At 62.6% G+C, this 25633-nt stretch carries 21 protein-coding genes; 13 read left to right on the top strand and 8 right to left on the bottom strand.

Features of this window, described 5'->3' with window-relative positions; all coding sequences use genetic code 11:
• Positions 1-55: 55 nt before the first annotated feature.
• Positions 56-1552, bottom strand: coding sequence for an L-fucose/L-arabinose isomerase family protein (locus WKV53_RS08325; RefSeq protein WP_341404105.1), 1497 nt, complete (start codon positions 1550-1552; stop codon positions 56-58).
• Positions 1553-1830: 278 nt separating this feature from the next.
• Here WKV53_RS08325 and WKV53_RS08320 point away from each other — a divergent pair, with 278 nt between their 5' ends.
• Positions 1831-4173, top strand: coding sequence for a beta-galactosidase (locus tag WKV53_RS08320; protein ID WP_341404104.1), 2343 nt, complete (start codon positions 1831-1833; stop codon positions 4171-4173).
• 139 nt (positions 4174-4312) lie between these two features.
• Here the strand turns inward: WKV53_RS08320 and WKV53_RS08315 are convergent, their stop codons facing one another.
• From WKV53_RS08315 to purD, 5 genes are read right to left on the bottom strand one after another with little or no spacing between them, the layout of a single operon-like run.
• Positions 4313-5242 carry an aspartate carbamoyltransferase catalytic subunit gene (locus tag WKV53_RS08315; protein ID WP_341404103.1) on the bottom strand — a complete coding sequence of 310 codons (930 nt, stop codon included), beginning with the start codon at positions 5240-5242 and terminating at the stop codon, positions 4313-4315.
• Positions 5232-5885: a hypothetical protein gene (locus tag WKV53_RS08310; protein ID WP_341404102.1), complete on the bottom strand. Its 654-nt coding sequence runs from the start codon at positions 5883-5885 to the stop codon at positions 5232-5234. The genes WKV53_RS08315 and WKV53_RS08310 overlap by 11 nt, the downstream gene beginning before the upstream one ends.
• Positions 5886-5896: 11 nt before the next feature.
• On the bottom strand, positions 5897-6427 hold the full coding sequence (pyrR, locus tag WKV53_RS08305) for a bifunctional pyr operon transcriptional regulator/uracil phosphoribosyltransferase PyrR (RefSeq protein WP_341404101.1): 531 nt from the start codon (positions 6425-6427) through the stop codon (positions 5897-5899).
• Entirely contained in the window at positions 6424-6798 is a 375-nt protein-coding gene (locus tag WKV53_RS08300; protein ID WP_341404100.1) for a hypothetical protein, read from the bottom strand. Before WKV53_RS08300 ends, pyrR begins: the two co-directional genes overlap by 4 nt.
• A complete protein-coding gene (purD, locus tag WKV53_RS08295) occupies positions 6798-8054 on the bottom strand; it encodes a phosphoribosylamine--glycine ligase (protein WP_341404099.1) in 1257 nt (418 codons plus the stop codon). Before purD ends, WKV53_RS08300 begins: the two co-directional genes overlap by 1 nt.
• A gap of 105 nt (positions 8055-8159) precedes the next feature.
• Here purD and WKV53_RS08290 point away from each other — a divergent pair, with 105 nt between their 5' ends.
• The 10 genes from WKV53_RS08290 (at position 8160) to WKV53_RS08245 (ending at position 17173) form a co-directional block, all read left to right on the top strand.
• Complete coding sequence (locus tag WKV53_RS08290; protein WP_341404098.1) at positions 8160-8300, top strand: hypothetical protein; 141 nt, start codon at positions 8160-8162, stop codon at positions 8298-8300.
• Between the two features lie 48 nt (positions 8301-8348).
• Positions 8349-8489: a hypothetical protein gene (locus tag WKV53_RS08285; protein WP_341404097.1), complete on the top strand. Its 141-nt coding sequence runs from the start codon at positions 8349-8351 to the stop codon at positions 8487-8489.
• A gap of 68 nt (positions 8490-8557) precedes the next feature.
• A complete protein-coding gene (locus WKV53_RS08280) occupies positions 8558-9784 on the top strand; it encodes a polysaccharide deacetylase family protein (RefSeq protein WP_341404096.1) in 1227 nt (408 codons plus the stop codon).
• Between the two features lie 50 nt (positions 9785-9834).
• A complete protein-coding gene (locus WKV53_RS08275; RefSeq protein ID WP_341404095.1) occupies positions 9835-10062 on the top strand; it encodes a DUF433 domain-containing protein in 228 nt (75 codons plus the stop codon).
• Positions 10059-10394, top strand: a complete 336-nt coding sequence (locus WKV53_RS08270; RefSeq protein ID WP_341404094.1) for a DUF5615 family PIN-like protein — start codon at positions 10059-10061, stop codon at positions 10392-10394. The genes WKV53_RS08275 and WKV53_RS08270 overlap by 4 nt, the downstream gene beginning before the upstream one ends.
• A 23-nt stretch (positions 10395-10417) precedes the next feature.
• The gene (gene ffh / locus WKV53_RS08265) at positions 10418-11848 is read left to right on the top strand and encodes a signal recognition particle protein (protein WP_341404093.1); all 1431 of its coding nucleotides are present in this window, start codon (positions 10418-10420) and stop codon (positions 11846-11848) included.
• A 120-nt stretch (positions 11849-11968) separates the two neighbouring features.
• Positions 11969-14818: an excinuclease ABC subunit UvrA gene (uvrA, locus tag WKV53_RS08260; RefSeq protein WP_341404092.1), complete on the top strand. Its 2850-nt coding sequence runs from the start codon at positions 11969-11971 to the stop codon at positions 14816-14818.
• Between the two features lie 18 nt (positions 14819-14836).
• Positions 14837-15430: an RNA polymerase sigma factor gene (locus WKV53_RS08255; protein WP_341404091.1), complete on the top strand. Its 594-nt coding sequence runs from the start codon at positions 14837-14839 to the stop codon at positions 15428-15430.
• 24 nt (positions 15431-15454) lie between these two features.
• Entirely contained in the window at positions 15455-16087 is a 633-nt protein-coding gene (locus tag WKV53_RS08250; protein ID WP_341404090.1) for a hypothetical protein, read from the top strand.
• A 57-nt stretch (positions 16088-16144) separates the two neighbouring features.
• Positions 16145-17173, top strand: a complete 1029-nt coding sequence (locus WKV53_RS08245) for a S1C family serine protease (protein ID WP_341404089.1) — start codon at positions 16145-16147, stop codon at positions 17171-17173.
• 61 nt (positions 17174-17234) lie between these two features.
• Here WKV53_RS08245 and WKV53_RS08240 read toward each other — a convergent pair whose 3' ends face one another.
• On the bottom strand, positions 17235-18128 hold the full coding sequence (locus tag WKV53_RS08240) for a class I SAM-dependent rRNA methyltransferase (protein ID WP_341404088.1): 894 nt from the start codon (positions 18126-18128) through the stop codon (positions 17235-17237).
• A 46-nt stretch (positions 18129-18174) separates the two neighbouring features.
• Here WKV53_RS08240 and WKV53_RS08235 point away from each other — a divergent pair, with 46 nt between their 5' ends.
• Complete coding sequence (locus tag WKV53_RS08235) at positions 18175-20103, top strand: phospho-sugar mutase (protein WP_341404087.1); 1929 nt, start codon at positions 18175-18177, stop codon at positions 20101-20103.
• Positions 20104-20114: 11 nt separating this feature from the next.
• A complete protein-coding gene (lnt, locus tag WKV53_RS08230; protein ID WP_341404086.1) occupies positions 20115-21872 on the top strand; it encodes an apolipoprotein N-acyltransferase in 1758 nt (585 codons plus the stop codon).
• On the opposite strand, the gene WKV53_RS08225 is transcribed toward lnt, so the two are convergent.
• Positions 21859-25617 carry a GH36-type glycosyl hydrolase domain-containing protein gene (locus WKV53_RS08225; protein WP_341404085.1) on the bottom strand — a complete coding sequence of 1253 codons (3759 nt, stop codon included), beginning with the start codon at positions 25615-25617 and terminating at the stop codon, positions 21859-21861. The genes lnt and WKV53_RS08225 overlap by 14 nt on opposite strands.
• Positions 25618-25633 lie beyond the last annotated feature (16 nt).

Here is a 25633-nt window from a genome sequence, read left to right as displayed (position 1 = left end):
GCACGCGGCGTTTCGCACGTGCTCCCGAAGGGAATCTATCCTAGTGGATTTTAGATCAGCGGCCTTTTGGCACTAGGCCGGCGCGGAAGACGTTTTCACCGGGATACGGCACGCCATCCGGAAGCGGGGTATCGATGACTTCGATGCCGAGCAGCTTGAAGGCATCGAACAGGACCGCGCCGACGTGGGCGAAGGCGACGGCGGCGTGGTGGTGGTAGGCGCCAAGCAGCACGTGGCGGTAGAAGCGATGGAAGCCGGGGATGTATGCGGTGCCGGTGCAGCCGAAGGTCTTCGGGTCGAGGTCGAGGAAGTGGCCCTCGCAGATGTACGCGCGGAGCTTGTCACCGTGGCCGTGGATCTGCACGACGGTGATCGGCGAGGCGGAGATCTGGCCCTCGATGGTGCCGCGGGTGATGTCGGGATCGGTGTCCGGCTCCATGAGGCGCTTCATGATGAGCTGGTATTTCATCTCCGGGTTCTTGAGCAGCTTGCTGGCGGTATTGCCGCAGTGAAACATGCCGACCATGTCCTTGAGCGGATAGTCCTTCAGCGACTCGTGGAGGTTGCCGGGAATGGAGTGGTTGATGTCCAGGACGGTGACCGTGTTGTCGCTGGCGTATTGGGCCATCAGCTCGGCGACGAGCGAGTAGGCGTCGTTTTCGCAGGCGATGGGGAAGCCCTTGTCGGCCATACGGCCGTTGATGAAGCAGGGGACGTGCTTGAGGGAGAACTCCTGCTCGGACCAGCACTGCGAGGCCGCGCCGGAGAGCTGGAGGCGATCGCGGAAGTTTCTAACAGCTTGCTCGTAGTCGGAGAGGCGGGCCTTGAAGTTCGGGTCTTCCGGGATGGATGGCATCTCGGCCTTTTGCTCGTCGGCAATGGCCTTGGATTCCTGGATGGTCTTGATCTCGTTCTGGAGGTCGAAGAGGCCGAGTTCCTCGATTTCGACGCCAATCGACAGGAGGGAGGCGAGGTTGTAGTTGCAGGTTTCGAAGTCGCGCGGGCGGGGGCCGAAGAGGCCGATGGTGGCGTTGCTGACGCCCTTCACCACCTTGATCATCTTCACGAAGTGGGCGATCTCGGCGGCACCTTCCTCGGCGGAGACGACGGGGAGCTCCGGGATGTGGACGCGGTCCTGGACATCGCGCTTGCGGATGGCCATGGCGGCGGAGAGGAGGCCACAGAGGGCGTCGCCGCGCTTTTGGATGAGATTGATGGCGCTTTCCTCGGCGGCTGCGATCAGGAGCACGGGGCCGGGGAAGGCTTTCACGAAGGCGGCGTCTTCGATCTCCGGCGAGAAGTTGCCGAGGAAGAGCACGGCGGCATCGCAGCCGGCGGCGATGAGTTGCTTCGCGGCATCCGCGGCGTGGGCGCGGGTTTCGATGACGGCGCACTCGCCGGCTGGGACGGTGAGTTCGATGCCTGCCGCTTTGGTGGCAGCAATCAACTTTTCCGAGCGCTCTGCGGCGAGCGGACGAGGAAAGCAATTTCGGGACGCGGAAACGAAGCCGAGCTTGATGTCAGGTGAGTATTGGCCAAGGGGCAGGTACATGTGAGGAGGTGGTCAGATGGTTGGTGAGATTGTCGTCGGGATGCGCGGATTCGTCATACCGTGGAGCTGCTGGATTGATGAAAACGAGTCGAATAAAACGTGCAATTAAATTCTGAATGCGAGGGATTTCATCACACCCGGCTTGGTGGTTTGCGACGCCCTTGTAGTGAATCTCCAACAGGGGTATTCCGCCGTTTCTCCATACGTTGCAAGGGCTTCGGTCAACAGTCGGAATCGGGGCTCGACATCCTTTTTAAGCGGCGCTTGGGATCGTCACCATGAAGCTCTTTCCCTCGCTCGCTTTCGGGGTCGCATTGTTCGCCTCGGGCGTCTCTCCGGTGCTCGCGCAAGCCACGCCCAAGCACACCTTCGAGATCGGCGAGAAGGATCTGCTGCTCGATGGCAAGCGGATGCAGATCCGCTGCGGTGAGCTCCATTTTGCGCGCGTGCCGAAGGAGTATTGGCGGCATCGCCTGCAACTCTGCAAGGCGATGGGGCTGAATACGGTCTGCGCGTATCTGTTCTGGAACGTCCACGAGTTCGAGAAGGGCAAATACAATTGGGAAGGGCAGGCCGATGCGGCGGAGTTCTGCAAGCTGGCGCAGGAGGAAGGCATGTGGGTCATTTTGCGGCCCGGTCCGTATGCGTGTGCCGAGTGGGACGGCGGTGGCTTGCCGTGGTGGTTGCTGAAGAAGCCGGACATCGCGCTGCGTTCGCAAGATCCGGATTTCATGGCGGCGAGCCAGGCTTGGCTCAAGGAGGTGGGCCGAGTGCTCGGGCCGATGCAGGTGACGAAGGGCGGGCCGATCCTGATGGCGCAGGTGGAGAACGAATATGGGTTCTACGGCAAGGACACGGAATACATGGGGAAGATGCGGCAGGCGATGATCGATGGTGGGTTCGATATCCCACTGTTCGCGTGCAATCCGACCGGCAACCTCGCGAATGGGCGGCGCGATGATCTCTTCAATGTGGTGAACTTCGGCAGCGATCCGGCGACCGGCTTCAAGAAGCTGCGGGAGATTCAACCGAAGGGGCCGCTGATGTGCGGGGAGTTTTATCCGGGATGGTTCGATACGTGGGGCGCGCCGCATCACCTCGGGAAGACTGACCAGTATTTGAAGGACCTCGAATACATGCTCAACGAAGGTGCGTCCTTCAGCATCTACATGGCTCACGGTGGCACGAGCTTCGGGATGTGGGCGGGTGCGGACCGGCCGTTCAAGCCGGATACGAGCAGCTACGATTATGATGCGCCGATCAGTGAGGCGGGGTGGATCGGGGAGAAATTCGAGCGGACGCGCCACTTGATGGCGAAGTATTTGCTGCCGGGGGAGACGCTTGTGGATCCGCCGGTGCCGATGCCGACGATGGCGGTGCCTTCATTCACCTTGAAGGAGACTGCGGCGGTGTTTCAGAACTTGCCGGCTGCGATCAAGGATAGCGCGCCGAAGAACATGGAGGCGTATGATCAGGGGCATGGGTGCACGGTGTATCGCATCACGTTGCCGGCGGGTCCGGCGGCGAGCTTGCAGATCGGGCAAGTGCATGACTTCGGTTGGGTATTCCTTGATGGGAAGGAAGTGGGCGTGACCGATCGCCGTTCGCGTCGCTTCAAGGTGAGCCTGCCGGAGCGCAAGCAGCCGCAGCAGCTGGACATTCTCGTGGAGGCGATGGGGCACGTGAATTTCGGGGTCGAGATCCACGATCGCAAGGGGATCCAAGGGAAGGTGGAGCTGGTGGCGGGTGGCAAGAGCACCGAGGTGACCGGTGAGTGGTCGGTGTTTCCGCTGAAGCTGGATGAGGCGATGCTTTCGTCGCTGAAGTGGAAGAGCGGTGGTGAGAGCGCGCCGGGTCCGAAGTTCTGGCGTGGGACGTTCAAGCTGGCGAAGGCGGCGGATACTTTCCTGGACCTGCGGACGTGGGGAAAAGGTGTGGTGTGGGTGAATGGGCATTGCTTGGCCCGGCACTGGAACATCGGGCCGACGCAGACGGCGTATTTGCCGGGTGCGTGGTTGAAGGAGGGGGAGAACGAGGTGGTGGTCCTTGACCTGTTAGGTCCAGAGAAGCCGGTGCTGGCTGGGTTGGAGAAGCCGATTTTGGATCAGCTGCGGCCGGAGTTGGATTTTGCGCGGAAGGGCTCGAAGAAGGGTGAGTTGGTTCTCAAGGGGCAGAAGCCCGGGTTTGAGGCTGCTTTCCCGGCGGGAGCGGAGGTGCAGGATGTGAAGTTCGCCAAGCCGCTGGAGGGTTCGCAGTTCGCGCTCGAAATGCTCAATGCTCATGATGGCAAGCCATTCGCTGCCATTGCAGAGCTTGATCTGCTCGATCCTGAGGGGAAGTCGATCTCGCATGCGAGTTGGACGGTGGCCTATGCGGATAGCGAGGAGATGACGGGTGAGGATGGGTCGGCTTCGAATGCGATCAACGGGCAGACGGCGGACTTCTGGCACACTGAGTGGAAGGATGCGCAGCCGGGGTATCCGCACTACCTCGTGATTGATCTTGGTGGAGCGACCAAGATTGGTGGGTTCCGTTATACGCCGCGGGCGGGGAATAATCCGGGGCGGATCAAGGATTACAGGGTTTACGTCGGCGGTGGCTTCGTGAAAGAGAGCCGTTGAGTTGCGACGGCATGGAGGGATCATTCGGGCCGGTCTGAAGACCGGCGCTCCCAGGGGTGGGTGAAGCGGAGTTGTTTGGTGCTTCTGCGGGCCAGAGGCTCCGCGCACCCAGCGGGCCTTGCGGCCTCTTTTGCGTCGCTCAGCTCTCTTCGCCGCCGGGCTTGAGCCAGTAGAGGACGGCCATGCGGACGGCGATGCCGTTCTCAACCTGGCGGTTGATGAGGCTGCGGCTGTAGTCCATGGCTCCGTCGCAGAGTTCGACGCCGCGGTTCACGGGACCGGGGTGCATGAGCCAGAGGCCTTCGCTGTCGATGCGCTTGAGGCGTTCTTCGGTGATGCCGTAGACGCGGTGGTATTCGCGGAGGCTGGGGAAGAATTGGACGTCCTGGCGCTCCATTTGGACGCGGAGGAGGTAGACCACGTCTGGCTTCCACTTCATGGCTTCCTCGTAGTCGGTGAAGCGCTCGATATTCTCCGGGCCGGACTTCGGCACCAGCGAGCCGGGGCCGAGGTAGGCGACCTTGGCATCGAGGCGCTTGAGGATGGTGCTGGTGGAGCGGGCGACGCGGCTGTGGAGGATGTCGCCGATGATGAGGACCTTCTTGCCTGCGAGTCCCTCGGGGTAGACTTCCTGAAGCGTGAACGCATCTAACAGGGCCTGCGTGGGATGCGCGTGGGCACCGTCGCCGGCATTGATCACGCTGGCCTTGGTCATGCCGGCGATCATGGCGGGGAGGCTGCTGCGGCCGTGGCGGACGACGATGTAGTCGGTGCGCATGGCCTGGAGGGTTTCGATGGTCTCGCGGACGGACTCGCCTTTGACGACGGAGGAGTGGGGGACGTCGAAGTTGGTGACGTCGGCCGAGAGTCGCTTGGCGGCGACTTCGAAGGAGGAGTGGGTGCGGGTGCTCGGCTCGTAGAAGAGCATCAGAACCGACTTGCCCTTGAGGGCGGGGACCTTCTTCACGGAGCGGGTGAAGAGTTCCTTGAACGGGACGGCTTGGCCTAGGAGGAGATCGATTTCTTCCCGGCTGAGCGATGAGATGTCGAGGAGGTCCTTACGGGCCATTGGGATTGAATTGGTGAATGAGTCCGAAGACGACGATGATAACGGCGAAGATGACGATGAAGCCGGCGTGGTGGCGCGAGCGAGGCTTCTTCAAGGCGAACCATGCGGCGAAGATGAGGCCGATGGCGCAGCATGCGACGAGTAGTCCAAAGCCTGCCTTGTCCAGCCACGGCGCGCGCGAGAGATCCATCAGCCACTGGTATTGAAGATCGGGCTCGGGGACTTTCGGGGAGAATGCGGCGAAGAGTCCGCAGGCGGCACCGATGAATGGGAAAAGGTAGCCGAGCACTACCAGTGGCCATGGTGCGCCGAGCTGCTGGATGTAGGCGATGCTCTTGTCCGGCGGGGTGGCCTGGACGCGGCGGATCTCCATCAGTTCGCGGTCGTCGTGGCGGCGGACGGGGATGCCGTTCTTGGTTTGGACCGCGGAAAACTCAGCCGGTTTCTGCTCGGACTTCCTCAGCGAGCGGACCTGGCGGGCTGGTGTGACGGACTTGACGGCTTCCTCATTTTCGCTTGGGGGAACCGTTGGCTCGCTTGCGGCAGCCGTTTCCTCGCCCTCTGCCTGCGCTTCGCCGGAGATACCAAGCGACTCGCGGAGCTTCGCGATTTCATCGGCGGATTTCCGGCGTTCGGGAAGCATGGCTCAGGGGGTTAGTCGTTTTGCTTGGTGACGATCTCGATCTTGTCTTCGCCGTCGGTGGCTTCCAAGGAAACATGCACGTGGTCGTGCCGCGCGGTCTCTAACAAAATGCCGGTGTAGTCCGGCTGGACCGGCATTTCGCGGTGGCCGCGGTCGATCAGGACGGCGAGCTCGACCTTGGCCGGACGGCCGTAGTCGGAGAGGGCGTCGAGCGCGGCGCGGATGGTGCGGCCGGTGAAGAGGACGTCGTCGACGAGGATGATGTGCGCGCCATCGACGGTGAAGGGGATGTCGCTTTCCTGGAGCTTGGGGTTCTCGTGGAGGTGCTCGTAGTCGTCGCGGTAGAGCGAGATATCGAGGGTGCCAAGTTCCAGTTCGCGGTCTTCTTCGGCGAGGCGATTGCAGACGCGCTCGGCCACCTCGTCGCCGCGGCTGCGGATACCCACGAGCGCGATCGGCTTGCCCGCGGTGCGCTCGCGGATGGCGTTGGCAAGGGCGGCAATGCCTTGCTCGATGTCGTCTGGGCCGAGGGTGCGATTCATGAATCTGAAGAAGTGTCGTTTTCGGTGATGGTCCAGCCGAGTTCTCCTGCCAACTGGCGAACGTAGTCGGCCTTCGAGCGACGGACTACCTCTTGGATGTCCTGTCGCTTGGATACAGGTTCGTCAAAGGGGCCTTCGGGGAGAACTTCAATCACGATCATGTCGCCCGGTTCCAACTCGTAATCCGGCCAGTCGACAAAAGTGTTCGTTGAAGACTCCAAGCCTCCGAGCCGAAGCGAGCATTCGTGCTGCTGTTCCGGCTCTGAAGTCTCCCTGATGACGGCTGACAAGGTCACGGACAATACACCGGGCTCGCTCACACCGATGGTGTGAAGCACGTGATCTCCGATGCTGACCCGGAAGCGCTCCATCAATCTTCGAAGTTGCGGATGCCGATGTCGCGGCGGCGTTGCATGCCGGCGAAGGAGACGAGATCGGTGGCGGCGTGGGCGTTGGTGACGGCTTCGGCGCGGGTTTCGCCGCGGGCGACGAGGGCGAGGATGCGGCCGCCGTTGGTTTCCCATTCGCCGCGGCCGTTGCGTTTGGTGCCGGCGTGGTAGATGCGGGCGGTCTCGACGGCGTCTAGGCCGGAGATGACGTCGCCGTTGCGAGAGGTTTCGGGATAGCCGGCGGAGGCGAGGACGACGCAGACGCTCCAGCCTTCGTCGAAGGAGATCAGGCCGGGCTCCAATTCGCCCTTGGCTCCGGCGAGGCAGAAGTTGGCGAGGTCGCCCTTCACCAACGGCATGACCGCCTGGCACTCGGGGTCGCCGAAGCGGCAGTTGTATTCGATGACCTTCGGGCCATCGGGGGTGAGCATCAGGCCGAAGTAGAGGAAGCCGCGGTAGGGAAGGTTGTCCTTGCGGAGGCCGGCGACAGTGGTTGCGACGATGCCGCGCTCGATTTCCGAAAGGAGTTCCGCCGGGATCAGGCGGCGGCTGGCGACGGCGCCCATGCCGCCGGTGTTCGGGCCGGCGTCGGCTTCGCCGAGGCGCTTGTAGTCGCGGGCGGGGGTGAAGATCAGGTAGTGGTCATCGACGATGGCCGCGAAGATCGAGACCTCGGGGCCGGTGAGGAAATCCTCCACCAGCACGCGACCGGGGCCGAAGCGGTTTTGAACGAAGACCTCGTCGAGGAAGGCGGTGGCTTCGGGCTCGACCATGCAGACCGCGACGCCCTTGCCGGCGGCGAGGCCGTCGAACTTGAGGACGGTGGGGAATTTTCCGCCGATGGCGGCGACGGTCTCCTCCAGCGTGGCGCAGGCGATGGCCTTGGCGGTGGGGATATTGTGGCGCTCCAGGAACTGCTTGGCGAATTCCTTGCTGGCTTCGAGTTGGGCGGATTGGAGATGTGGCCCCCAGCAGGGGATGCCGGCCTTTTCGCAGAGATTGGCGAGGCCTTCGCCTTTCACGAGGTAGCTTTCCTCGCCGGCGACGCAGAGGCCGATGTCGTTGGCGGCCATCCAGTTGACGAGTGACTCGAGGCCATCGGCCGGGACCGGCTGGGCGAGCTGGAAAATCGCGTCGCTGCCGGGGAAACAGAACACCTCGGGCCGTCCCGGCGATTCCACCAGGGCCCGCACCAGCGCGTGCTCGCGCCCACCTTTTCCCACGACGACAATCTTCATTTGGCGCGGGGGTTTTGGGGTAGGGGCGCGGCGGACTCAACCCCCGATTTGGGCACACGTCATGACGTAATGGCTTGTGGGGCTACCAGGTGGGATGCTGTGGGCATGAAGAACGCCGCTCGCTTCGCTTTCGCGCTTGCCCTCGCCGTTGCCAGCCTTGGCTGGCTCCCGCAGGAAACCGGCAAGCGCAAGATGCGCATGGCCGCTGCCCCAGTGGCCCCCACGATGACCGCGCAAGTGGCCTGAGTTTCAGGCGTTTGTTCTCAAAACCCAACCCCAACCGTCCCCCCGGTCATGACTGCCCCCATTTTTTTCACCCTGACTCTGGTTCTCTTCTATGTCGGTATCACGCTGACATTCATGAACAAGGAGCATTCGCAGAAGGCTCCGGTGCCAGTGCCGGTCCGGACTTCGAGCGAGCAGGCTTCCCGTTGAGGGGGGCCACAATTGCGGGCAATTCGGGCTTCGCACCCGGCGGACCTCGGCTACAGTGGGGCCGTCCGATGACGATCAAGTTCGCGCCCCTCCTGTTCGCCCTGTTTTTGCCGCTGTCGCTTTCCGCGCAGCAGGTGGCTCCGACCGCCCCGGCAACTCCTCCGGCTGCCCCAGCCACGCCTTCAGCCCCAGAGCCGGCTCCGACCCCGGCACCTGTTCCAGCGCCACCGACCGTGCCGGATGACGGGGTTCGCGTGTCCGTGCTGGGCTATCACGACTTTTCCGAGACTGCCCCGGAAACGGAGATGATCATCCGGACCTCGAAGTTCCGGAAGCAAATGGAGGCGATCAAGAACGCCGGCCTGCCCGTGATCCCCATGGCCGATTTCCAAGCGTGGAAGCGCGGGGAGAAGGAGATCGCGGACAAGAGCATCGTCATCACGATTGATGACGGCTGGAAGGCTTCCTACACGGACGCTTATCCGATCCTCAAGGAGTTCGGGTTTCCCTTCACGGTGTTCCTCTACAAGAACTACGTCGACGGCGGCGGCAAGGCGCTGACTTCGGACATGATCAAGGAGATGCAGAAGCACGGGGCGACCATCGGCAGCCACTCGGTCAGCCACTCGTATCCCGGGCCGCACCGCCGCAAGGGGGCGGAGGCGTATGTGAAGTTCCTCCGCACTGAATTCGGCGATTCGAAGACCTTCCTGGAGGAGAAATTCGGTGGCCGGGTCACGACCTTCGCCTATCCCGGTGGCATCCACACCGCGGAGATGGATCCGCTGTCGAAGGAGTTCGGCTACGAGAGCCTTTTCACTGTGCTGCCGGGGAAGATCCGGCGCTCGAATGACGATCGCCTGTTGCCGCGCTACATCGTCCTAGGTACCCACGACCGGGTCTTCGAACTGGCCACCGCGTTCAACGAGGTCGCCGGCGCGACTGCGGGACGCAACCAGGAACTCGCACCGCAGAGCACGCCATTCCCCGTGAAGCCGGAGGCGGGGGCGCTGGTGGATTCGCGGCTGCCGCTGCTTTCCGCGGATCTTTCCAATGTGCCGGACCTGGATCCGAAGACCCTCTCGATGAAAGTCGGTGGTTTCGGCGAAGTGCCTGCCGTTTTCGACGAGCAATCGAAGTCCTACTCGTGGCAGGTCAACCGCCGCCTGCGTTCGCCGGTGTGCCAGGTGGCCGTCTCGTGGCTGGACAGCAAGGGGAAGCCCCCCGAAGTTCCGCTGCGCTGGTCCTTCCGGGTGGATGCGGAGGCTGCGTATTTGCCGGCGACGCCGGAGTGATCCACAGTCTCGACTTCGTGGCATTTAACGCTATTATCCAGCCTGAAACGATGAGCGATTTCCGCCAAAGAATCACGATCGAGGCCGGCAAACGCGGCGGCAAGCCCTGCATCCGGGGCCTGCGCATTACGGTCTATGATATTCTCGGATGGCTGGCCTCGGGCATGTCCAACGCTGATATCCTAGAGGATTTTCCCGATCTAACCACTGAAGATATCCAGGCCAGTCTCGCCTTCGCTGCGGATCGTGACCATCACCTTGTGGCGGCCTCGTCATGAGGTTGCTCTTCGATCAGAACCTCAGTCACCGACTGGTTTCCGCGTTGGCGGACTTGTTTCCCGGCTCGCAGCATGTCCGCTTGCTTGGAATGGCGGAGGCGGAGGATCTTTCGATTTGGGATTATGCAAAATCCCATGGATTCATCATCGTCACCTACGATTCTGACTACGCCGATTGGAACAAACTTCGCGGTGCTCCGCCCAAGATCGTGTGGCTGCGTTGCGGGAACACCTCCACGGCGCAGCTTGAAGCAAAGCTTCGTCAGGCCGCCGACCGGATCCAGTTGCTAGGTGATTCCGATCTCAAAATAGAAGTGCTGGAAATCCTCTAGCCAGACTCCAAGCTCCCGTTGCCATGTTTTCCAATCTCGCCGACTCTCTCGACAAGACCTTCCGTAACCTCCGCGGGGTCGGGAAAATCTCGGAGTCGAATATTACCGACGCGCTCCGTGACGTCCGTCTCGCCCTGCTGGAGGCAGATGTGGAGTTCGGCATTGCGAAGGAATTCATCGCCCATGTGAAGGAGAAGGCGATGGGGGCGGACGTGCTCAAGTCGATCAAGCCGGGCGAGCAGATCGTTAAAATTTTCCACGATGAACTGGCCGAGTTGCTGGGCGGCGATCAAGTCGGCCTCAATCTTGAAGCTCCCGGCCGATTGATGCTCTGCGGTCTCAACGGCGCGGGCAAGACCACCACTGCCGGCAAGCTTGCGCTGCGCCTGAAGAGGGAAGGTCGCAAGCCGTTGCTGGTGGCGATCGACCTCTATCGTCCGGCGGCCATCGATCAGCTGGCGACGCTCGCCAAGCAAGTGGACGTGCCGGTTTACACGCCGGATGCCAGCGAGAGCGATGTCGTCAAGGTTGCCCGGGAGGCGCTCGCTTGGGCGGAGACGCAGCGGCACGATGTGATCATTTTCGACACCGCGGGCCGCCAGGAAATCGACGAGCGACTGATCGAGGAACTCAAGCGACTCCACGTTTTCCTCCAGCCGCAGGAGACGCTGCTGGTGGCGGATGCTGCGACGGGCCAGCAGGCGGTGTCGGTGGCAAAGCACTTCGATGATGCGGTGGGAATCACCGGCATTATTTTGACCAAGCTCGATGGCGATGCGCGTGGTGGTGCTGCGCTTTCGATGCGCTCGATCACCGGCAAGCCGATCAAGTATGCGGGTGAAGGCGAGAAGCTGGATCAGCTGTTCGAGTTCCACCCGAACCGCATGGCCGACCGGATTCTCGGCATGGGCGACATCGTCGGGATGGTGGAGCAGGTCGCGTCGAAGATCGATGAGAAGGATGCGATGAAGTCGATCGAGCGGCTTGCCGAGGGCAAGTTCGACTTCAACGACTTCCTGGACCAGATGAAGATGCTTCAGAAGCTGGGTGACATGAAGGGATTGCTCGGCCTGATGCCCGGGTTCAACAAGATCAAGAAGCAGATCCCGGATGCGGCCTTCGATCCCAAGCGGCTGAAGCGCACGGAGGCAATCGTGCTTTCGATGACGCCCGACGAGCGTCGCCGTCCTGAGATCATCAAGGCGTCGCGTCGCGACCGCATCGCCAAGGGTTCCGGCACCAAGCTGGTGGAGGTGAACCAACTTCTCAAGCAGTTCGGCGAGATGCGCAAGATGATGCGCTCTCCGAACAAGATGAACAAGATGATGCGCCAGATGGGCGGGGGACTTGGAGGCAAGGGCGGGATGCCTGGCTTGCCGCCGGGATTTGGTAACCCGGCTGGGGGTGGTTTCGAGGACCTCATGAAGAACTTCAAGGGGAAGTTCCCGTTTTAAGGTTAGCAGGGAGAGCGGAATTCATTCCGCTGGGATGGTTTGGTTGCCGGGTATCTGGGGCGGAATGAATTCCGCGCTCCCAGTGTTGCACATTGGCAAAGGGATCTTTTCCATCCCCTCGTGGACAGCATCCGGATCCGGGGAGCCCGGCAGCACAATTTGCGAGGGATCGATGTGGAGATTCCGCGGGGGAAGCTGGTGGTGATTACCGGGCCGAGTGGGTCAGGGAAGTCATCGCTGGCGTTCCATACCTTGTTCGCCGAGGGACAGCGGCGGTTCGTGGAGTCGCTGTCGGCGTATGCGCGGCAGTTCTTGGATCAGCTGGAGAAGCCGGATGTGGATGCGATCGAGGGGCTGAGCCCGGCGATTGCGATCGAGCAGCGGAGTGGGGGACTGAATCCGCGTTCGACGGTGGCGACGGTGACGGAGATCCACGAGCACCTGCGGGTGCTGTGGGCGGCGGCGGGGGTGCCGCATGATCCGGCGACGGGGGAGAAGTTGGAGAGGATGGGGGCGGCGGATATCGTAGCGGCGATTTCGGCGATGGCGGAGGGGACGAAGGTGGTGCTGCTGGCGCCGGTGCCGGAGGAGGAGGCGCGTGAGCCGGAGCGATTGATCGGGGATCTGCGCAGGCAGGGGTTTGTCCGGGTGCGGGTCGATGGGGAGATTTTGGAACTTGAGGAAGCGGCCAAGTCTTGGCCGGAGGTGGCGAAGAATGTGGAAGTGGTGGTGGATCGTTTGGTGGTGAGGGCGGGCGGCGAGGCGCGCTTGGCGGACTCGGTGGAGACGGCTTTGCGGATCTGTGGAACGGAGGCGCGGGCGCTGGTCTCGGAAGATGACTCTTGGAAGGAGATTTCGTTCCAGACGAGCTATCGGAATGCCTCGACGGGCTTCATGATCGGCGAGCTGACGCCGCGGCATTTTTCGTTCAATTCGCATCTGGGTGCTTGTCCCGCTTGTGAGGGACTGGGGACGGAGACGTTTTGCGATCCGGCGCTGTTGGTTGGTGACGAGAGCCAGCCGCTCGCGAATGGCGGGATGAAGGGGTGGTGGAAGCCCAAGGCACAGCGGGAGAAGGCATTCGCCAAGGAAGCGGTGGCGATCTTGCGGATGTTTGGCCTGCCCGAGTCAGCCCGGTTGGCGGAATTGCCTGAGGAGGGGAAGGCGCTGCTTTTCCACGGGGGTGAGTTCGACACCGGGTGGCGCATCGGCGCGGAGAAGAAGAAGCAGGTGAAGAAGTTCGAGGGCCTGTGTGTCGAGGCGGAGCGGAAGCTGCGCGACGCCCACAGCGAGGCGGTGCGACGGCGATTGGCGCGGGTGATGGCGGAGCGTCCGTGCCGGGCTTGCCTCGGGCGGCGATTGCGGCCGGAGATTTTGGCGGTGCAAATTGAAGGGGATGGCGGTCGCTGGTTGGGGATTCAGGATTTCTGTGAGCTGCCGGTGGAGGAGGCGGATGGTTGGCTGGGTGGCTTGCGGCTGCCGGAAGATCGCGCGGAGATTTGCGGGCAGCTGGCTGGTGGGGTGGCGGAGCGTTTGGGGTTCCTCAAGGAGGTGGGGCTTGGCTACCTCGGCTTGGACCGGTCGAGCGCCACGCTTTCCGGAGGGGAGGCGCAGCGGATTCGGCTGGCGACGCAGTTGGGGAGTGGACTGACCGGGGTGCTTTACGTGTTGGATGAGCCGAGCATCGGCCTGCATGCGGAGGACACGGGAAAGCTGATCGCGGCGCTGAAGCGTTTGCGTGATCGTGGGAATACGGTGGTGGTGGTGGAGCACGATGAGGAGATGATCCGGGCTGCTGATTGGATGATTGAGCTGGGTCCAGGGGCGGGGAAGGAAGGGGGGGCGTTGCTGGCGAGCGGGCGGCCGGAGAGTTTTCCCGAGACTTCACCAACGAAGCGCTGGCTGGAGTCGCCTTTGCCGGAGCCGGCGAAGGGGGCGGGGTTTCCGCTATTGGGTGACGCGCTGATGATCCGCGGGGCGAGCGAGCACAATCTCCGGGATCTGGACGTGCGCGTTCCGCTCGGGGGAATCGTTTGTCTGAGCGGGCCGAGCGGGAGTGGAAAATCGACGCTGGCGGACGATGTTCTGCTGCGCGCGCTGAAGCGGCATTTTCACAACAGCGGGGACCCGCCGGGGCGGCACCGGGCGATCGAGGGGATGGAATTCCTCGGCAAGGTGGTGGCGGTGGATCAGTCGGCGATCGGGAGGAGTCCGCGCTCGAATCCGGCGACCTTTACCGGGATGTTCGATGCCATCCGTGAGCTTTATTCGAAGCTGCCGTTGTCGCGGCAGCGGGGGTATGGGGCGGGGCGCTTCAGCTTCAATACCCACGGCGGGCGCTGTGAAAATTGCGAGGGGGCGGGGCGGCTGAAGATCGAGATGAATTTCCTGCCGGACGCGTGGATCATCTGCCGGTCCTGCGGTGGGAAGCGCTTCAACCGGGAGACGCTGGAGATGCGATTCAAGGGGATGAGCATCGCCGATGCGCTGGACTTGACGGCGGGTGAGGCGCTGGCGGCCTTCGCCGCGGTGCCGAAGCTGCGGCGGACGCTGGAGGTGCTGGGGGAGCTCGGATTGGGCTACCTGCGGCTCGGGCAGGCCGCGAACACGCTCTCGGGCGGCGAGGCGCAGCGCCTGAAGCTGGCGGTGGAGCTTTCCAAACCGGCCGCGCCGCACACGCTCTATTTCTTCGACGAACCGACGACGGGCCTGCATTTCGGCGATGTGGATCGCTTGCTGACGGCGTTCCGCGGGCTCCGGGAGGCGGGGCACAGCGTGCTGGTGGTGGAGCATCACCTGGATGTGATTGCCGCGGCGGACTGGGTAATCGACCTAGGGCCGGGCGGCGGAAGGGAAGGCGGGCAATTGGTCGCCGAAGGAACTCCGCAGGCCATTGCGAAGATCGCGGCTTCGCCGACCGGGCGAGCTTTGGCGCAGCGCTCCGCTCGCCATTTCCAGACAAAAGGTTAGGTTGACGGCGCTACTGTCATGGATCCTCAAAACGACGTGAGCAGCGCACCTGCCGAGAAGCTTTCCCCGTCCACCGCCGCCTGGCGCGAGTGGTTGGCGGAGCATGGACCCCGCCTGATCCTCTTCGCGCGCCAGCAGACGCGATCTTCCGAGGATGCCGAGGACATCGTGCAGGACGCGCTGGTGAAGCTCTGCGAAAAGCTGGAAGCCGATGAATTCGTCGGCGGCCAGGAAGCGTGGATGCCCTATCTCTTCACCGCCATCCGCCGGCTGGCGATCGATCTCGGCCGCCGCGACGACCGTCGCAAGCGCCGCGAGGATGTGGTGGGTGGTGAAAGCGAAGCCGACCAGAAGGAAGCCTTTCACCCGTGGTTCGAGAGCGAATCCTCGGATGATGAAACCCGGCAACTGCTAGAGGCGGGATTGAAAGAACTGCCGCCCAAGTTCGCCGAAGTGGTGATCATGAAGATCTGGGGCGACCGGACTTTTGCAGAAATTGGTGAGGCGCTTGAAATTTCCCAAAACACTGCGGCCTCCCGGTATCGCTATGGACTTGAAGCCCTGAAGAAAAAGCTCTCCTCCGCCCGCCGCAAGGGCGACCTCTCGATCTAAACGAACGACAGACTAACACCGACGATGGACGAAGACTTCCATGAACTCGAAGCCACGCTGAAGGGGATGCGCCCGGTCATGCCGGATGCCGCGTGCATGGACCGCCTGCTGGCGGCCATGGAGCGCCGCATGCCTGTCGCGGACCTGAGCATCGAGCGCGAGCTGGGCAAGCTGACCCCGAGCGCGCTGATGGATGGAGTTCAGGAACGCCTTTTGGAAACCGTCGCCCGCGTGCCGTTCCCGGTGGATGAGAAGGTCGTGCTTTTCCCGGGGAAGACGAAGCAGGTCGAGAAGGTTCCGGCTCGCCGCCCATGGCTGGCAGCCGCTGCGGCCGTGGCCGTGCTGGGTGCCTTCAGCGCGCTAATGATGGACGGTCCGCGGACTGGAACCGCGGGGCCTGTTGCTGGCACCGGCAAGAGTGATGGTGGCACTCCGGTGACGTCGGTGCACGATCCTCGTTTGGTCGATGCCTCGGTGGGCAGCCAAGTGAAGGAAGCCCAGGACGAGGGTCTCTCCTGGACCCGCGACGGGAAGCCGATGCGCCGCGTCAGGCTTATCTACATGGACAAGGTCAAGTATGTCGGCGACGACGGAAAGACCGTCGAGATGGAACGCCCGCGCGTTGAATGGCTGCTGGTTCCAGAGAAAATCGACTGATTTGGCGAGACAAAAGAAGCGAACTACTACGCTTCTAGTATGTTAAGACGATACAACATGAAATCTCACCTCGCATACGGATTCGCAACGCTGCTGGGAGTGGCGTCTTCCGCATTGGCCATCGAGCCGCCGAGCACCCCAGCACCAATCCCGCCACAGGCTTCGCCTGAGGAAGCGGCAGCCCCGCAGGAAGTGGAACAAGCCCGACAGCGGGTGATTCCGCAGGATGAACCGGAAGTGGAAGTCGCACCTGCGCCGGCTCCTGCCGCCAACCGTGCTTATCTCGGTGTCGGAGGATCCCAAGTGCCGGAATTGCTCAGCGAACATCTTAAACTTCAGCCCGGTCACGGCGTGGTCGTGCGGGCCCTGGATCCCGCTGGTCCGGCCGCCAAGGCAGGTCTCGTCCAGAACGACGTGATCACGAAGGTGAATGGCAACGCGGTCGGTTCCCAAGAGGCATTGGCGCAGACTGTTTCCTCGATGAAGCCGGGTGACGAGGTCGACGTTGATTTCATCCATCAGGGCGAGGCCAAGACGGCCAAGATCGCCCTGGCCGTAGCGCCTGCCCAAGCGAGGGCTATCGCCGGCAATGAGCTGAAGCCGCTTGAGCGACTGATGCTCGATGGCATGCCCCAGGACCAAGCTCAGCGTATCCAGGATGCGATCCAGCAGAACCTGAGAGCCTTTGAAGATTTGGACAAGGAAGCCGATGCCTTGCCAGGACGGATGTTCGGCGACGCGATGCGCAAGCGCATGGAACAGATGATGCAGGGCATGGAACAGCAGGCGGCTCCGCAAGGCCAAGGCGGCATCAACCTGAAGAGCTCCGGCACCATCCGCATGCTCAACGCCGACGGCAGTGGCGTGGAAGTCATGTCCGAGAACGGCGGCAAACAGGTCCGCGTGCTGGGCAAGAACGGCAAGGTCGAGTGGCAGGGTCCCTATGACACTCCGCAGGACCGCGAAGCGGTGCCGAAGGACGTCCGCGAACGCATCGATAACCTGAATATCGACATGGATTTCAAGGGCCAAGGCCTGCGCCTGCGGATGGCTCCGCGCTTCCAGCCGCTGGAAGAAGGCCAATAAGCGAACGGATTTTTCAGGGAGGCAAGAACACCCGTCTCGGTCTATTGGCCGGGACGGGTGTTCACGTTTCGACCCAAGTGCTCTTTAGATAGGGGGCGGCCGTGAAGTCGGCGGGCATCTCATTGTGGCGGATCTTCACCGGTCGGCGTGAGGCTCCGCGGAGTTGGGCTTCGAAGGCCCGCGAGGAGAGCGTCCGGCAGTTGGTGGAGGCGAGCAGGAAGCCGCCCGGCGCGAGGCAGGCGAAGGCGAGTTCGGCGAGGCGGCCGTAGTCCTTTTCCACGCGGAAGACGTTGCCGTCCTTGTCACGGGAGAAGGTCGGTGGATCGAGAACGATGCCATCGAAGGTGCGGCCCTGTTTTGCGAAGCGGGCGAGCCAGTGGAAGGTATCGCCCTTGCAGAAGAAGTGCGCGGCGGGATCGAAGCCGTTGAGTTCGAAGTTCCGCTTTGCCCAGTCGAGATAGGGCTGGGCGAGATCGAGGGTGGTGGCGGTAGCCCCGGCTGCGGCGGCGAAGACCGAGAAGGCGCCGGTGTAGGCGAAGGTATTGAGGAGGGTCTGGCCGGAGGAGAGGCGGGACCTCAATTCGGCGCGATTGTCGCGCTGGTCGAGGAAGATTCCCTGTGAGTAGCCGGACTGGAACGAGATTTCGAAGGCCAGCCCGCTTTCGTGGATCGAAAATGGCTCCTCCCGAGCTGGTCCGCAGAGGTGGGCGGGCGACTCCTTTTGCTGCTGGTCCAGCCGCTTCCAGTAGGTCGGGTGGCCCTTGGATTTCAGCCACTCCACGAGGGCGGCGGGGGGCTGGCGGTCGCGGGTGGAGAGGAGCCATTTTCCGGCGTAATCCTCCAGTTCCAAGCCCGGCAGGTCGTCGCCCTCGCCATCGATCAGGCGCCACGCATCGGTTCCTGACCGGCGCAGCGGGGCACGGCGGGCGAGCGCGGCTTCGAGCAGATGTCGCATGGGAGGCATTGCCATGGAGCAAGGGGGCGCTAGCATCCAGCGCGAAATGAGCGTCCTCGCCTCCCTTCTCGACCAAGCCCTCGCCTCCGGCCAGCTCCTCGAAAGCTCGCGCAAGAATATCGACCTGCTGCTGCGCGGCTCGGCCTCTCCGTTGGCGGAAGCCGCCATCACCGAGCTGGCCAATGCCGGGCAGTGGGAAGAGCTGAATGACCGCTTCTTCAAGACCCTCGCCTTCGGCACCGGCGGCCTGCGAGGCCGCACCATCGGCAAGGTGGTCACCACCGCGGAGCAGGGGAAGGGCGGCCCGAACGATCGCCCGGAGCACCCGTGCTTCGGCACCGCGACGATGAATTTCTTCAACGTTTCGCGCGCGGTTCGTGGCCTGATTGCCTACGCCAAGCGCCACGTGGGTCCGTCGCGGAAGCCCAAGCTGGTCTTCGCGCACGACACCCGCCACTTCTCGCGCGATTTCGCCGAGTTCTGCGCCAAGGTGAGCACGGAGCTGGGCTGCGATGCTTTCCTCTACGAGTCCGGTCGGGCGACGCCGCAGCTTTCCTTCACGATCCGCGAACTGCGCGCGGATGCGGGCGTGGTGCTTACCGCGAGCCACAACCCGTCGCACGACAATGGCTTCAAGGCGTACTTCAACGACGGCGCGCAGATTGTGGAGCCGCATGCTTCCGCGATCATCGCCGAGGTGAATGCGCTCGAGAGTGAGATCTATGAGCCATTGCCCGCCGCCGAACATGGCACGGTCACCACGCTGGGTGCGGAGATGGACCGTCGCTACATGGATCGCCTGAAGTCTCTGCTGATGCAGCCGAAGCTGTTGGAGGGTGCCAAGACCCGTGTGGTTTACACGAACCTCCACGGCGTCGGCGGCGTGATCATCGTGCCGATGCTCCGCGAGCTCGGCTTCGAGGTGATCACCGTGCCAGAGCAGGATGTGCAGGATGGCCGATTCCCGACCGTGGAGTCGCCGAATCCCGAGAACGCGCCGGCGCTCAAAATGGGTGTCGATCTCGCAGAAAAGGAAGGTGCTGAGATCGTGATCGGTACTGATCCGGACAATGATCGGATGGGCGTGGTGGTGCGCGATTCCGCAGGCAAGATGCGCCTGCTTACTGGCAACCAGATTGGCTCGCTGATGGCATGGTATCGCGCGAAGACGGCGTTTGAGATCGGTTGGTTGAACGACACGACGCGTGCACGAGCGATTTTCGTGAAGACTTTTGTCACCACCGAGTTGCAGAGCGAGATCGCGCACCACTATGGCATCGGCGTGGTCGATACGCTGACCGGTTTCAAATACATCGCGGAGAAGCTGCGGAAGTATGAGGACGCGATTCCTGTCGATAAGAAAGGCGACTATCGCTCGCTGGATGAAACGACCACTCGGAATCTTCGCCTCGAATACTCGCGCTTCTTCCTCTTCGGCGGTGAGGAAAGCTACGGCTACCTCGGCTGTGACTTCGTGCGCGACAAGGATGGCAATGGGGCCGCGGTGATGTTCGCCGAAGTGGCGGCCTATGCAAAGTCGGTGGGAAAGACGCTGGCCGACGTGCTGGACGATATTTTCCGTGAGTTCGGCTACCACGAGGAGCGAGGCAAATCGCTGGTGATGGAGGGTGCCGATGGGGCTGCCAAGATCGCGGCGCTTGCCACCTCGTATTCGAAGAATCCGCCGACCGAGGTGGATGGTTCGGCGGTGGCGAAGATCCGGGACTTCGCGATGCAGGATCTCTTCGACGCCGAGGGCGATGCGCTGCCGAAGGAGAAGATGCTCTTTGTCGATCTCGCCGATGGCCGATCCTTCGCGGTGCGCCCGTCCGGGACCGAGCCGAAGATCAAGTTCTACCTCTTCGGCAAGGCGGGTCCGTCCGATGATCTCGCAGCTTCCAAGGCCAAGGTAGGTGCGTCTCTCGATACCCTGTGGTCGGCCATCGAAGCGGATGCGAAGAGCCGCATGGCCTGATCTGACGCTGCATGAAGAAGCTTCTGTTTCTCCGCCCGCTGGCCGCCGTGGCCAGCGGCTTTGGCATTGCTGCGCTGTTCCCGCCGTATGGGCTCAGCCAGATCATCTGGATCGTCCTGCTGCCGATATTGTTCGCACTGTGGTCGCTGGGTGAGCGGAGACGGAAGCGCAACGCCTTCGGGCTCGGCCTTCTAACAGGGCTGGCGTTTTTCCTGCCGAATCTGGCGTGGTTGCGCTCCGTCAGTGATGTCGGTTGGGTGGCGCTGTCGGTTTATCTCGCGCTGTTTCCGGCGGTATGGGCGCTGTTTGCCGCGACTTGGGGGAATCCTTGGCGGGGTGAGGAGAGGGGGCTGTTTCACGTGCCACGCCATGCCTTGGCCTGTGCGTTGGTATGGACGGGTCTCGAGTGGTTGCGCAGTTGGCTGTTCACTGGCTTCGGCTGGAACACGCTTGGCACTGGTTTTCATCAGACGCTGATCTTTGCCCAAAGCGCGGATCTGTTAGGAGCGATCGGTTTGTCGATCCTGCCGGTGTTTGTGCAGGGCGTGCTGTTGCAGGTATTCGTGCGCCGGGTTCCCCGGTTTCAGGCAGATGGCATGGGCATGCGGCGGCGCATCGCGCTCGGCAGTGTGGTCCTCGTGATGGTTGGTTCCTACGGGTATGGCATGTGGCGGATGATCTCCGCGCTGAAGGTCGACTCGATCCGGCTGAATGCCCTGCTGGTGCAGCTCAATATTCCGCAAGAAGCGGCGCACCAGCTGTGGAGTGCCACCGACATCCACCTCGGCTACGAGGACGAGACGCTTGAGGCGCTCGGGGTTGTCGATGGTGAAGCGGTTCACCCCATCAATCCCCAAGGGAAACTTCCCACGAAACCTGACTGGGTGCTGTGGCCGGAGACCGCGCTGACCGGCCGCCTCCTTCGCACCGACAATGGTGAGTGGGCGATGGGGCAGGATAACTACACCACGCTCGATCGTATCCGCGAGGGTGGAGACGATTTCACGCTGATGCTCGGCTTGAACGAGATGGAGGCTGATCGCGAAGGCGACGAATTCGTGATGAAGAGCGACGCCCGAGTCTGGAATTCGCTGGCCGTGATCCCAGCGCAGAATCCGGAGAAGGAGCTGCAGACCTTCCGCAAGCATCACCTGGTCATCTTCGGGGAATACATCCCGTTCGTCGACAAGCTGCCCTTCCTGGCGAAGATCTATGAGCAGCAGTCGGGAGTGAAGTATGGCGGTGCCTTCAGCATGGGGGAAAGCCTCGATCCTCTACCGGTGGGGATTCGTGGGGAAACGGTGGGCGTGATTCCTTCGGTTTGCTTCGAAGACACCGTGCCGCGTTTGCTGCGGAAGTTCGTTCGGGGAGGTCCGCAGGTGATCGTCAATGTCACCAATGACGGCTGGTTCAAGGAGAGCGCAGGGGCGGCACAGCATTTTGCGAACGCACGCTTCCGGGCGATCGAGCTTCGCCGTCCGATGATCCGCTGTGCCAATACCGGTGTCAGTGCGGCGATCACCGCCACGGGTAGTACCGTGCATCCGGATGGCGGCAAGCTTCAGGAGCTTCGCGATCCGAGTGGCAGCACCTTTACGCGCGGGCACCTGCTCACGGAGCTGGATATCCCGAAGAATCCGCCGACCACGCTTTACGCAATCATCGGCGATTGGGGAGTGATCGTGCTCGCGGTGGTGGGTGTTCTGTTAGGCGCGATCCCGGCCTTGCGCGAACGGAAGGCCGGGACGCCGCCGCTTAGCCCATCGTGATCCGGACTTCGTGCTCGGCTCCGTTCCGGGGCAGGGGGATTTTGGCAATGCCATCCACTACCTCGACGGCCACGCCATCGAGAGTTGCGGATCGGATCTGTTTCGCGAATCCCTCGGGATTCACCACCGTGACCCGGTATTGTGCCGAGCCATCGGCGAGACGGCCTTCGATCTGGAACTCGGGCCAATCATCCGGAATGCATGGCTTGAGCGTCAGCGTCGCGCCATCCTCGATCCTCAGGCCAAGGATCGACTCGATGGCCACCCGATACATCCAGCCGCAGGAACCGGTGTACCAGGTCCAGCCGCCGCGGCCGATGTGTGGCGGGGCACCATAAACGTCGGCCGCCACAGCATAGGGCTCAACCTTGTAGACGTCCGCGGCTTCCTGCGTGAGTGAGTGGCTGACCGGGGCGAGCATTTCCCATAGGCGCAGGGCCCTGTTGTTTTCGCCATGGACGGCGACCGACTGGACTGCCCAGCAGGCGGCGTGGGTGTATTGGCCGCCGTTTTCGCGAACGCCGGCCACGTAGCCCTTGATGTAGCCGGGGTCATTCGGCGTGTTGATGAACGGTGGCGTGAGCAGGCGGATTAGGCCTTCCTTTTCGGAGACGAGTTCGCGCTCCATCGCTTCCATGGCGAGATCGGCTCGGTCCTGTGGCGCGGCCTTGGAAAGGATTGCCCACGATTGTGCGAGCGTATCGATCTTGCACTCGTCGCTTTTCTTGGATCCGAGCGGTGCGCCATTGTCGTAATAAGCGCGGCGATACCACTCGCCGTCCCAGCCGCCGTCGTTCAGCGCGGCGAGCAGCTTGCCACGATGTTCCTCGTAGCGAGTAGCGCGTTCGGTATCCCCGCGGTCTTCGCAGACCGGAATGAAGGCTCCGAGAATGCGATACAGGAAGAAACCGACCCACACGCTCTCGCCCTTGCCCTCGCGGCCGACGCGGCTCATGCCGTCGTTCCAATCGCCGGTTCCCATGAGGGGCAAACCGTGTGCACCGGTGACCAATGATCGCTCAATGGTGCGGCAGCAGTGGTCGTAGAGCGTGCCATCTTCGCCCGCCGGCTCCGGGGTGAGGTAGTTCTCGTCGTGGCCCTCGGGCAACAGGGCCGCCTTGAGATACGGAAGCCGTTCATCGAGAATCGCCTTGTCGCCGGTGGCGCGCACGTAGTCGCAGGTCAGGAAGGGCAGCCATAGCAGGTCATCCGAGAAGCGGGTGCGGAGGCCGCGGCCGATCGGCTCCGCGTGCCACCAGTGAAGCACGTCGCCTTCCTTGAATTGTTGTAAGGCGTGCAACAGGATCTGGCGTCGCGCGAACGACGGATCAAGCGGCAGCAGCGAGCCGGAGTCCTGAAGCTGATCGCGATACCCGAAGGCACCGCTGGATTGGTAGAAGGCGGAGCGAGCCCACATCCGGCAGCACAATGTCTGATAGGGAAGCCAGGCGTTCACCATCAAGTTCATCACCGGTGATGGCGTGGTGACTTTCATGGTGCCTACGAGCGACTTCCAGAATTCCTGAATCTCCTCCAACGCCGATCTTACCGCCGCGAGGTCGGCGAAGCGTTCGATGATCTCGCTGGCGGTGGACTCCGACATTGCCTCGCCGAAGAGCACGATGCATTCGGCAGTGGCACCCGGTGCGAGTTCGAAGGATGACTGCTGGACGAAACACGGATCGAGTCCCGCGCCGACGGCGCCATCGAGCTCGCCCGCGGTCCGCAAGGCCGCCGGATTCGCAGGTGTGCCGTGACGACCGAGGAAGGTGAAGCGATCGCAGCTGAACGTCGAAGCCCCGGCTTTCGCACCATGAAGACTCATGGCCGTGAAAGCGATCCCGCCGCGGAACTCTCCGGCGGCCAGATTCTGAGCGCGCAAGGTTCCATCGCCCTCCTGACGAGTGACGATCAGGCTCGGCGACTCCGGCAGGTTGCCCATGATCAGGCGCTGGTAGGCTGTGAACGAAAGCTTCTTGGTCTCGTTCGAGCGATTCACCAGACGCACGATCACGATTTTCACCGGATCATGGCGTGGCACGAACATCACCGAGTCTTGCTCGAGGTCTTGGCAAGCCGAACGAAAGCGCGTCGATCCCAAGCCGTGCCGGACTTCATGATCGCAAGCCGCTGGCACTGGTCCCGGTAACGGCGACCATACCACGCCGGTCGTTTCATCGCGGAGATAGAATGCCTCGCCATGCGGATCGTTCGCGGGCTCATTCGACCAAGGGGTCAGGCGGTTTGCCTGGCTATTGCGAGCCCATGTGCAGCCTGCGCCATTTTCGCTGACAATGAAGCCAGCTTGCTCGTTGGCCACCACATTGATCCATGGCATCGGGGGGCGCTTGCCGTCGCGAGGGAGGCGGATGACATACTCGCTACCGTCGGCACTGAAGCCACCGTAGCCATTGAAAAAGTGTAGTTCTTCTTTGCTGACGTCGCTCTCGCTACACTCAACTCCGGCGATTTCCGGTGGTGCGCCGGGGGCGTGGTTGTTGGTGAGATCGGGCACCGCGCCCTTCACGACCAGCGTGGCGATGGCGAAGAGCAGCGAGGTGCCGTCCTCGCCAAGTGCCTTCGGCGAAAGCGTGAAGACCCGGTCATCTTGGCCCTCAGGTGTCTTGGCTGAGTCATCGAGCACCGCGAAATTCGTATAGAAGCCCTTGGTTCCCCAGTAGCGCCGGGCCTTGATCGCTTCCTGGGTGGAGGCGGCGGACCAACCGTCGCAGAGGACCATCGTCGGTCGGTCGCGCGGGATCGGTGGCACCGTGGATACGTCCAAGTTTCGAGGAGGCGGCACCAAACTACGATGTCCATAGTGCATCGCCGCGGCGAGCGACTGGAACTTGGAGGCGGCATTGTCATCGAGCCCGTGTTCCAGGCGCAGGTTCTCCTCGGCTTCGACCGCTTCATTCAGGACGTGGTCGATGGGGTTGATCTCGCCATACTTTGCAGACCATGCCGCAGCCTTCCCCTTGTCCTCGGCGATGCCCGTGACAAAGCCAAGGACCACCTCTGCTTCCGCTCCAAGCTCGACGACCGTTCGCAGGCTCAGGCAGGGATCGAGCACATTGCCGACCGAGCCGGATAGCACCTCGGACTCCAAGGCCAGTGGTTCTGCGGCGGTTCGCCCGCGACCGAGGAAGCGCAGCCGGTCGGTCTCCCAGGATTGTGCCACCGCTCCGGTTAGAGAGTGGAAGAGGCAGGGCCAGGTCTCATCGGCTCCACGGGGCCGGCGTTCGGCGAAGAGCGTTCCGCCCTCGCGGGAGGTCTGAACGAAGAGCTTCGAGAAGGCCGGATGGCCGATGTCCGCGCCTTGCCAAGTCAACACGGCTTCGAGGAAGCTCGTCACCTCGATCCGTCGCGGCCGCTTGGTCAGGTTCGTCAATTGCAGGCGTCGCACTTCGATGTCGTCCGTCGGTGAGACAGCGATGTCGAGTTGGGAGCGGATGCCATTTGCCTCGCTGGTGATCCTGAAGGAGCCGGGCAGGTCGGAGGATTGGTAGCTGGTGCTGCCGCATTTCACGGGCTGCATGGCGGCGGACCACAGCGTGCCGGTGTCGAGGTCCCGCAGATAGATGAATTGCCCCTGTGCATCCTCGACGGGATCGCCGTGCCAGCGATTGACCACGTGGCCATACCGCCGCGATTGTCCGGTGCCGGCGGCGGTGATGAAGGTGTAGTAGCGGCCGTTGGACAGCAGGCGTGCGTGCGGCGCGGGAAGCAAGGGGTCCGGTTTCATACTGCGAGGAGTGCGG

Origin of the sequence: Luteolibacter sp. Y139, assembly GCF_038066715.1 — a bacterium.
Lineage (GTDB): Bacteria > Verrucomicrobiota > Verrucomicrobiia > Verrucomicrobiales > Akkermansiaceae > Haloferula > Haloferula soli.
The sequence above is the reverse complement of the archived record's forward strand: the minus strand, read 5'-3'. Positions and strand labels throughout refer to the sequence as shown.

Excerpts from the sequence above, each read along its gene's own strand:
- WKV53_RS08235 (WP_341404087.1), top strand. The coding sequence starts at position 18,175 with ATGAGCGTCCTCGCCTCCCTTCTCGACCAAGCCCTCGCCTCCGGCCAG.
- pyrR (WP_341404101.1), bottom strand. The coding sequence starts at position 6,427 with ATGAATCGCACCCTCGGCCCAGACGACATCGAGCAAGGCATTGCCGCC.
- WKV53_RS08225 (WP_341404085.1), bottom strand. The coding sequence starts at position 25,617 with ATGAAACCGGACCCCTTGCTTCCCGCGCCGCACGCACGCCTGCTGTCC.
- WKV53_RS08245 (WP_341404089.1), top strand. The coding sequence starts at position 16,145 with ATGAAATCTCACCTCGCATACGGATTCGCAACGCTGCTGGGAGTGGCG.
- WKV53_RS08325 (WP_341404105.1), bottom strand. The coding sequence starts at position 1,552 with ATGTACCTGCCCCTTGGCCAATACTCACCTGACATCAAGCTCGGCTTC.
- WKV53_RS08240 (WP_341404088.1), bottom strand. The coding sequence starts at position 18,128 with ATGCGACATCTGCTCGAAGCCGCGCTCGCCCGCCGTGCCCCGCTGCGC.
- WKV53_RS08250 (WP_341404090.1), top strand. The coding sequence starts at position 15,455 with ATGGACGAAGACTTCCATGAACTCGAAGCCACGCTGAAGGGGATGCGC.
- WKV53_RS08315 (WP_341404103.1), bottom strand. The coding sequence starts at position 5,242 with ATGGCCCGTAAGGACCTCCTCGACATCTCATCGCTCAGCCGGGAAGAA.
- WKV53_RS08310 (WP_341404102.1), bottom strand. The coding sequence starts at position 5,885 with ATGCTTCCCGAACGCCGGAAATCCGCCGATGAAATCGCGAAGCTCCGC.
- ffh (WP_341404093.1), top strand. The coding sequence starts at position 10,418 with ATGTTTTCCAATCTCGCCGACTCTCTCGACAAGACCTTCCGTAACCTC.
- WKV53_RS08300 (WP_341404100.1), bottom strand. The coding sequence starts at position 6,798 with ATGGAGCGCTTCCGGGTCAGCATCGGAGATCACGTGCTTCACACCATC.
- lnt (WP_341404086.1), top strand. The coding sequence starts at position 20,115 with ATGAAGAAGCTTCTGTTTCTCCGCCCGCTGGCCGCCGTGGCCAGCGGC.
- WKV53_RS08275 (WP_341404095.1), top strand. The coding sequence starts at position 9,835 with ATGAGCGATTTCCGCCAAAGAATCACGATCGAGGCCGGCAAACGCGGC.
- purD (WP_341404099.1), bottom strand. The coding sequence starts at position 8,054 with ATGAAGATTGTCGTCGTGGGAAAAGGTGGGCGCGAGCACGCGCTGGTG.
- WKV53_RS08320 (WP_341404104.1), top strand. The coding sequence starts at position 1,831 with ATGAAGCTCTTTCCCTCGCTCGCTTTCGGGGTCGCATTGTTCGCCTCG.
- WKV53_RS08285 (WP_341404097.1), top strand. The coding sequence starts at position 8,349 with ATGACTGCCCCCATTTTTTTCACCCTGACTCTGGTTCTCTTCTATGTC.
- WKV53_RS08290 (WP_341404098.1), top strand. The coding sequence starts at position 8,160 with ATGAAGAACGCCGCTCGCTTCGCTTTCGCGCTTGCCCTCGCCGTTGCC.
- WKV53_RS08270 (WP_341404094.1), top strand. The coding sequence starts at position 10,059 with ATGAGGTTGCTCTTCGATCAGAACCTCAGTCACCGACTGGTTTCCGCG.
- WKV53_RS08280 (WP_341404096.1), top strand. The coding sequence starts at position 8,558 with ATGACGATCAAGTTCGCGCCCCTCCTGTTCGCCCTGTTTTTGCCGCTG.
- WKV53_RS08255 (WP_341404091.1), top strand. The coding sequence starts at position 14,837 with ATGGATCCTCAAAACGACGTGAGCAGCGCACCTGCCGAGAAGCTTTCC.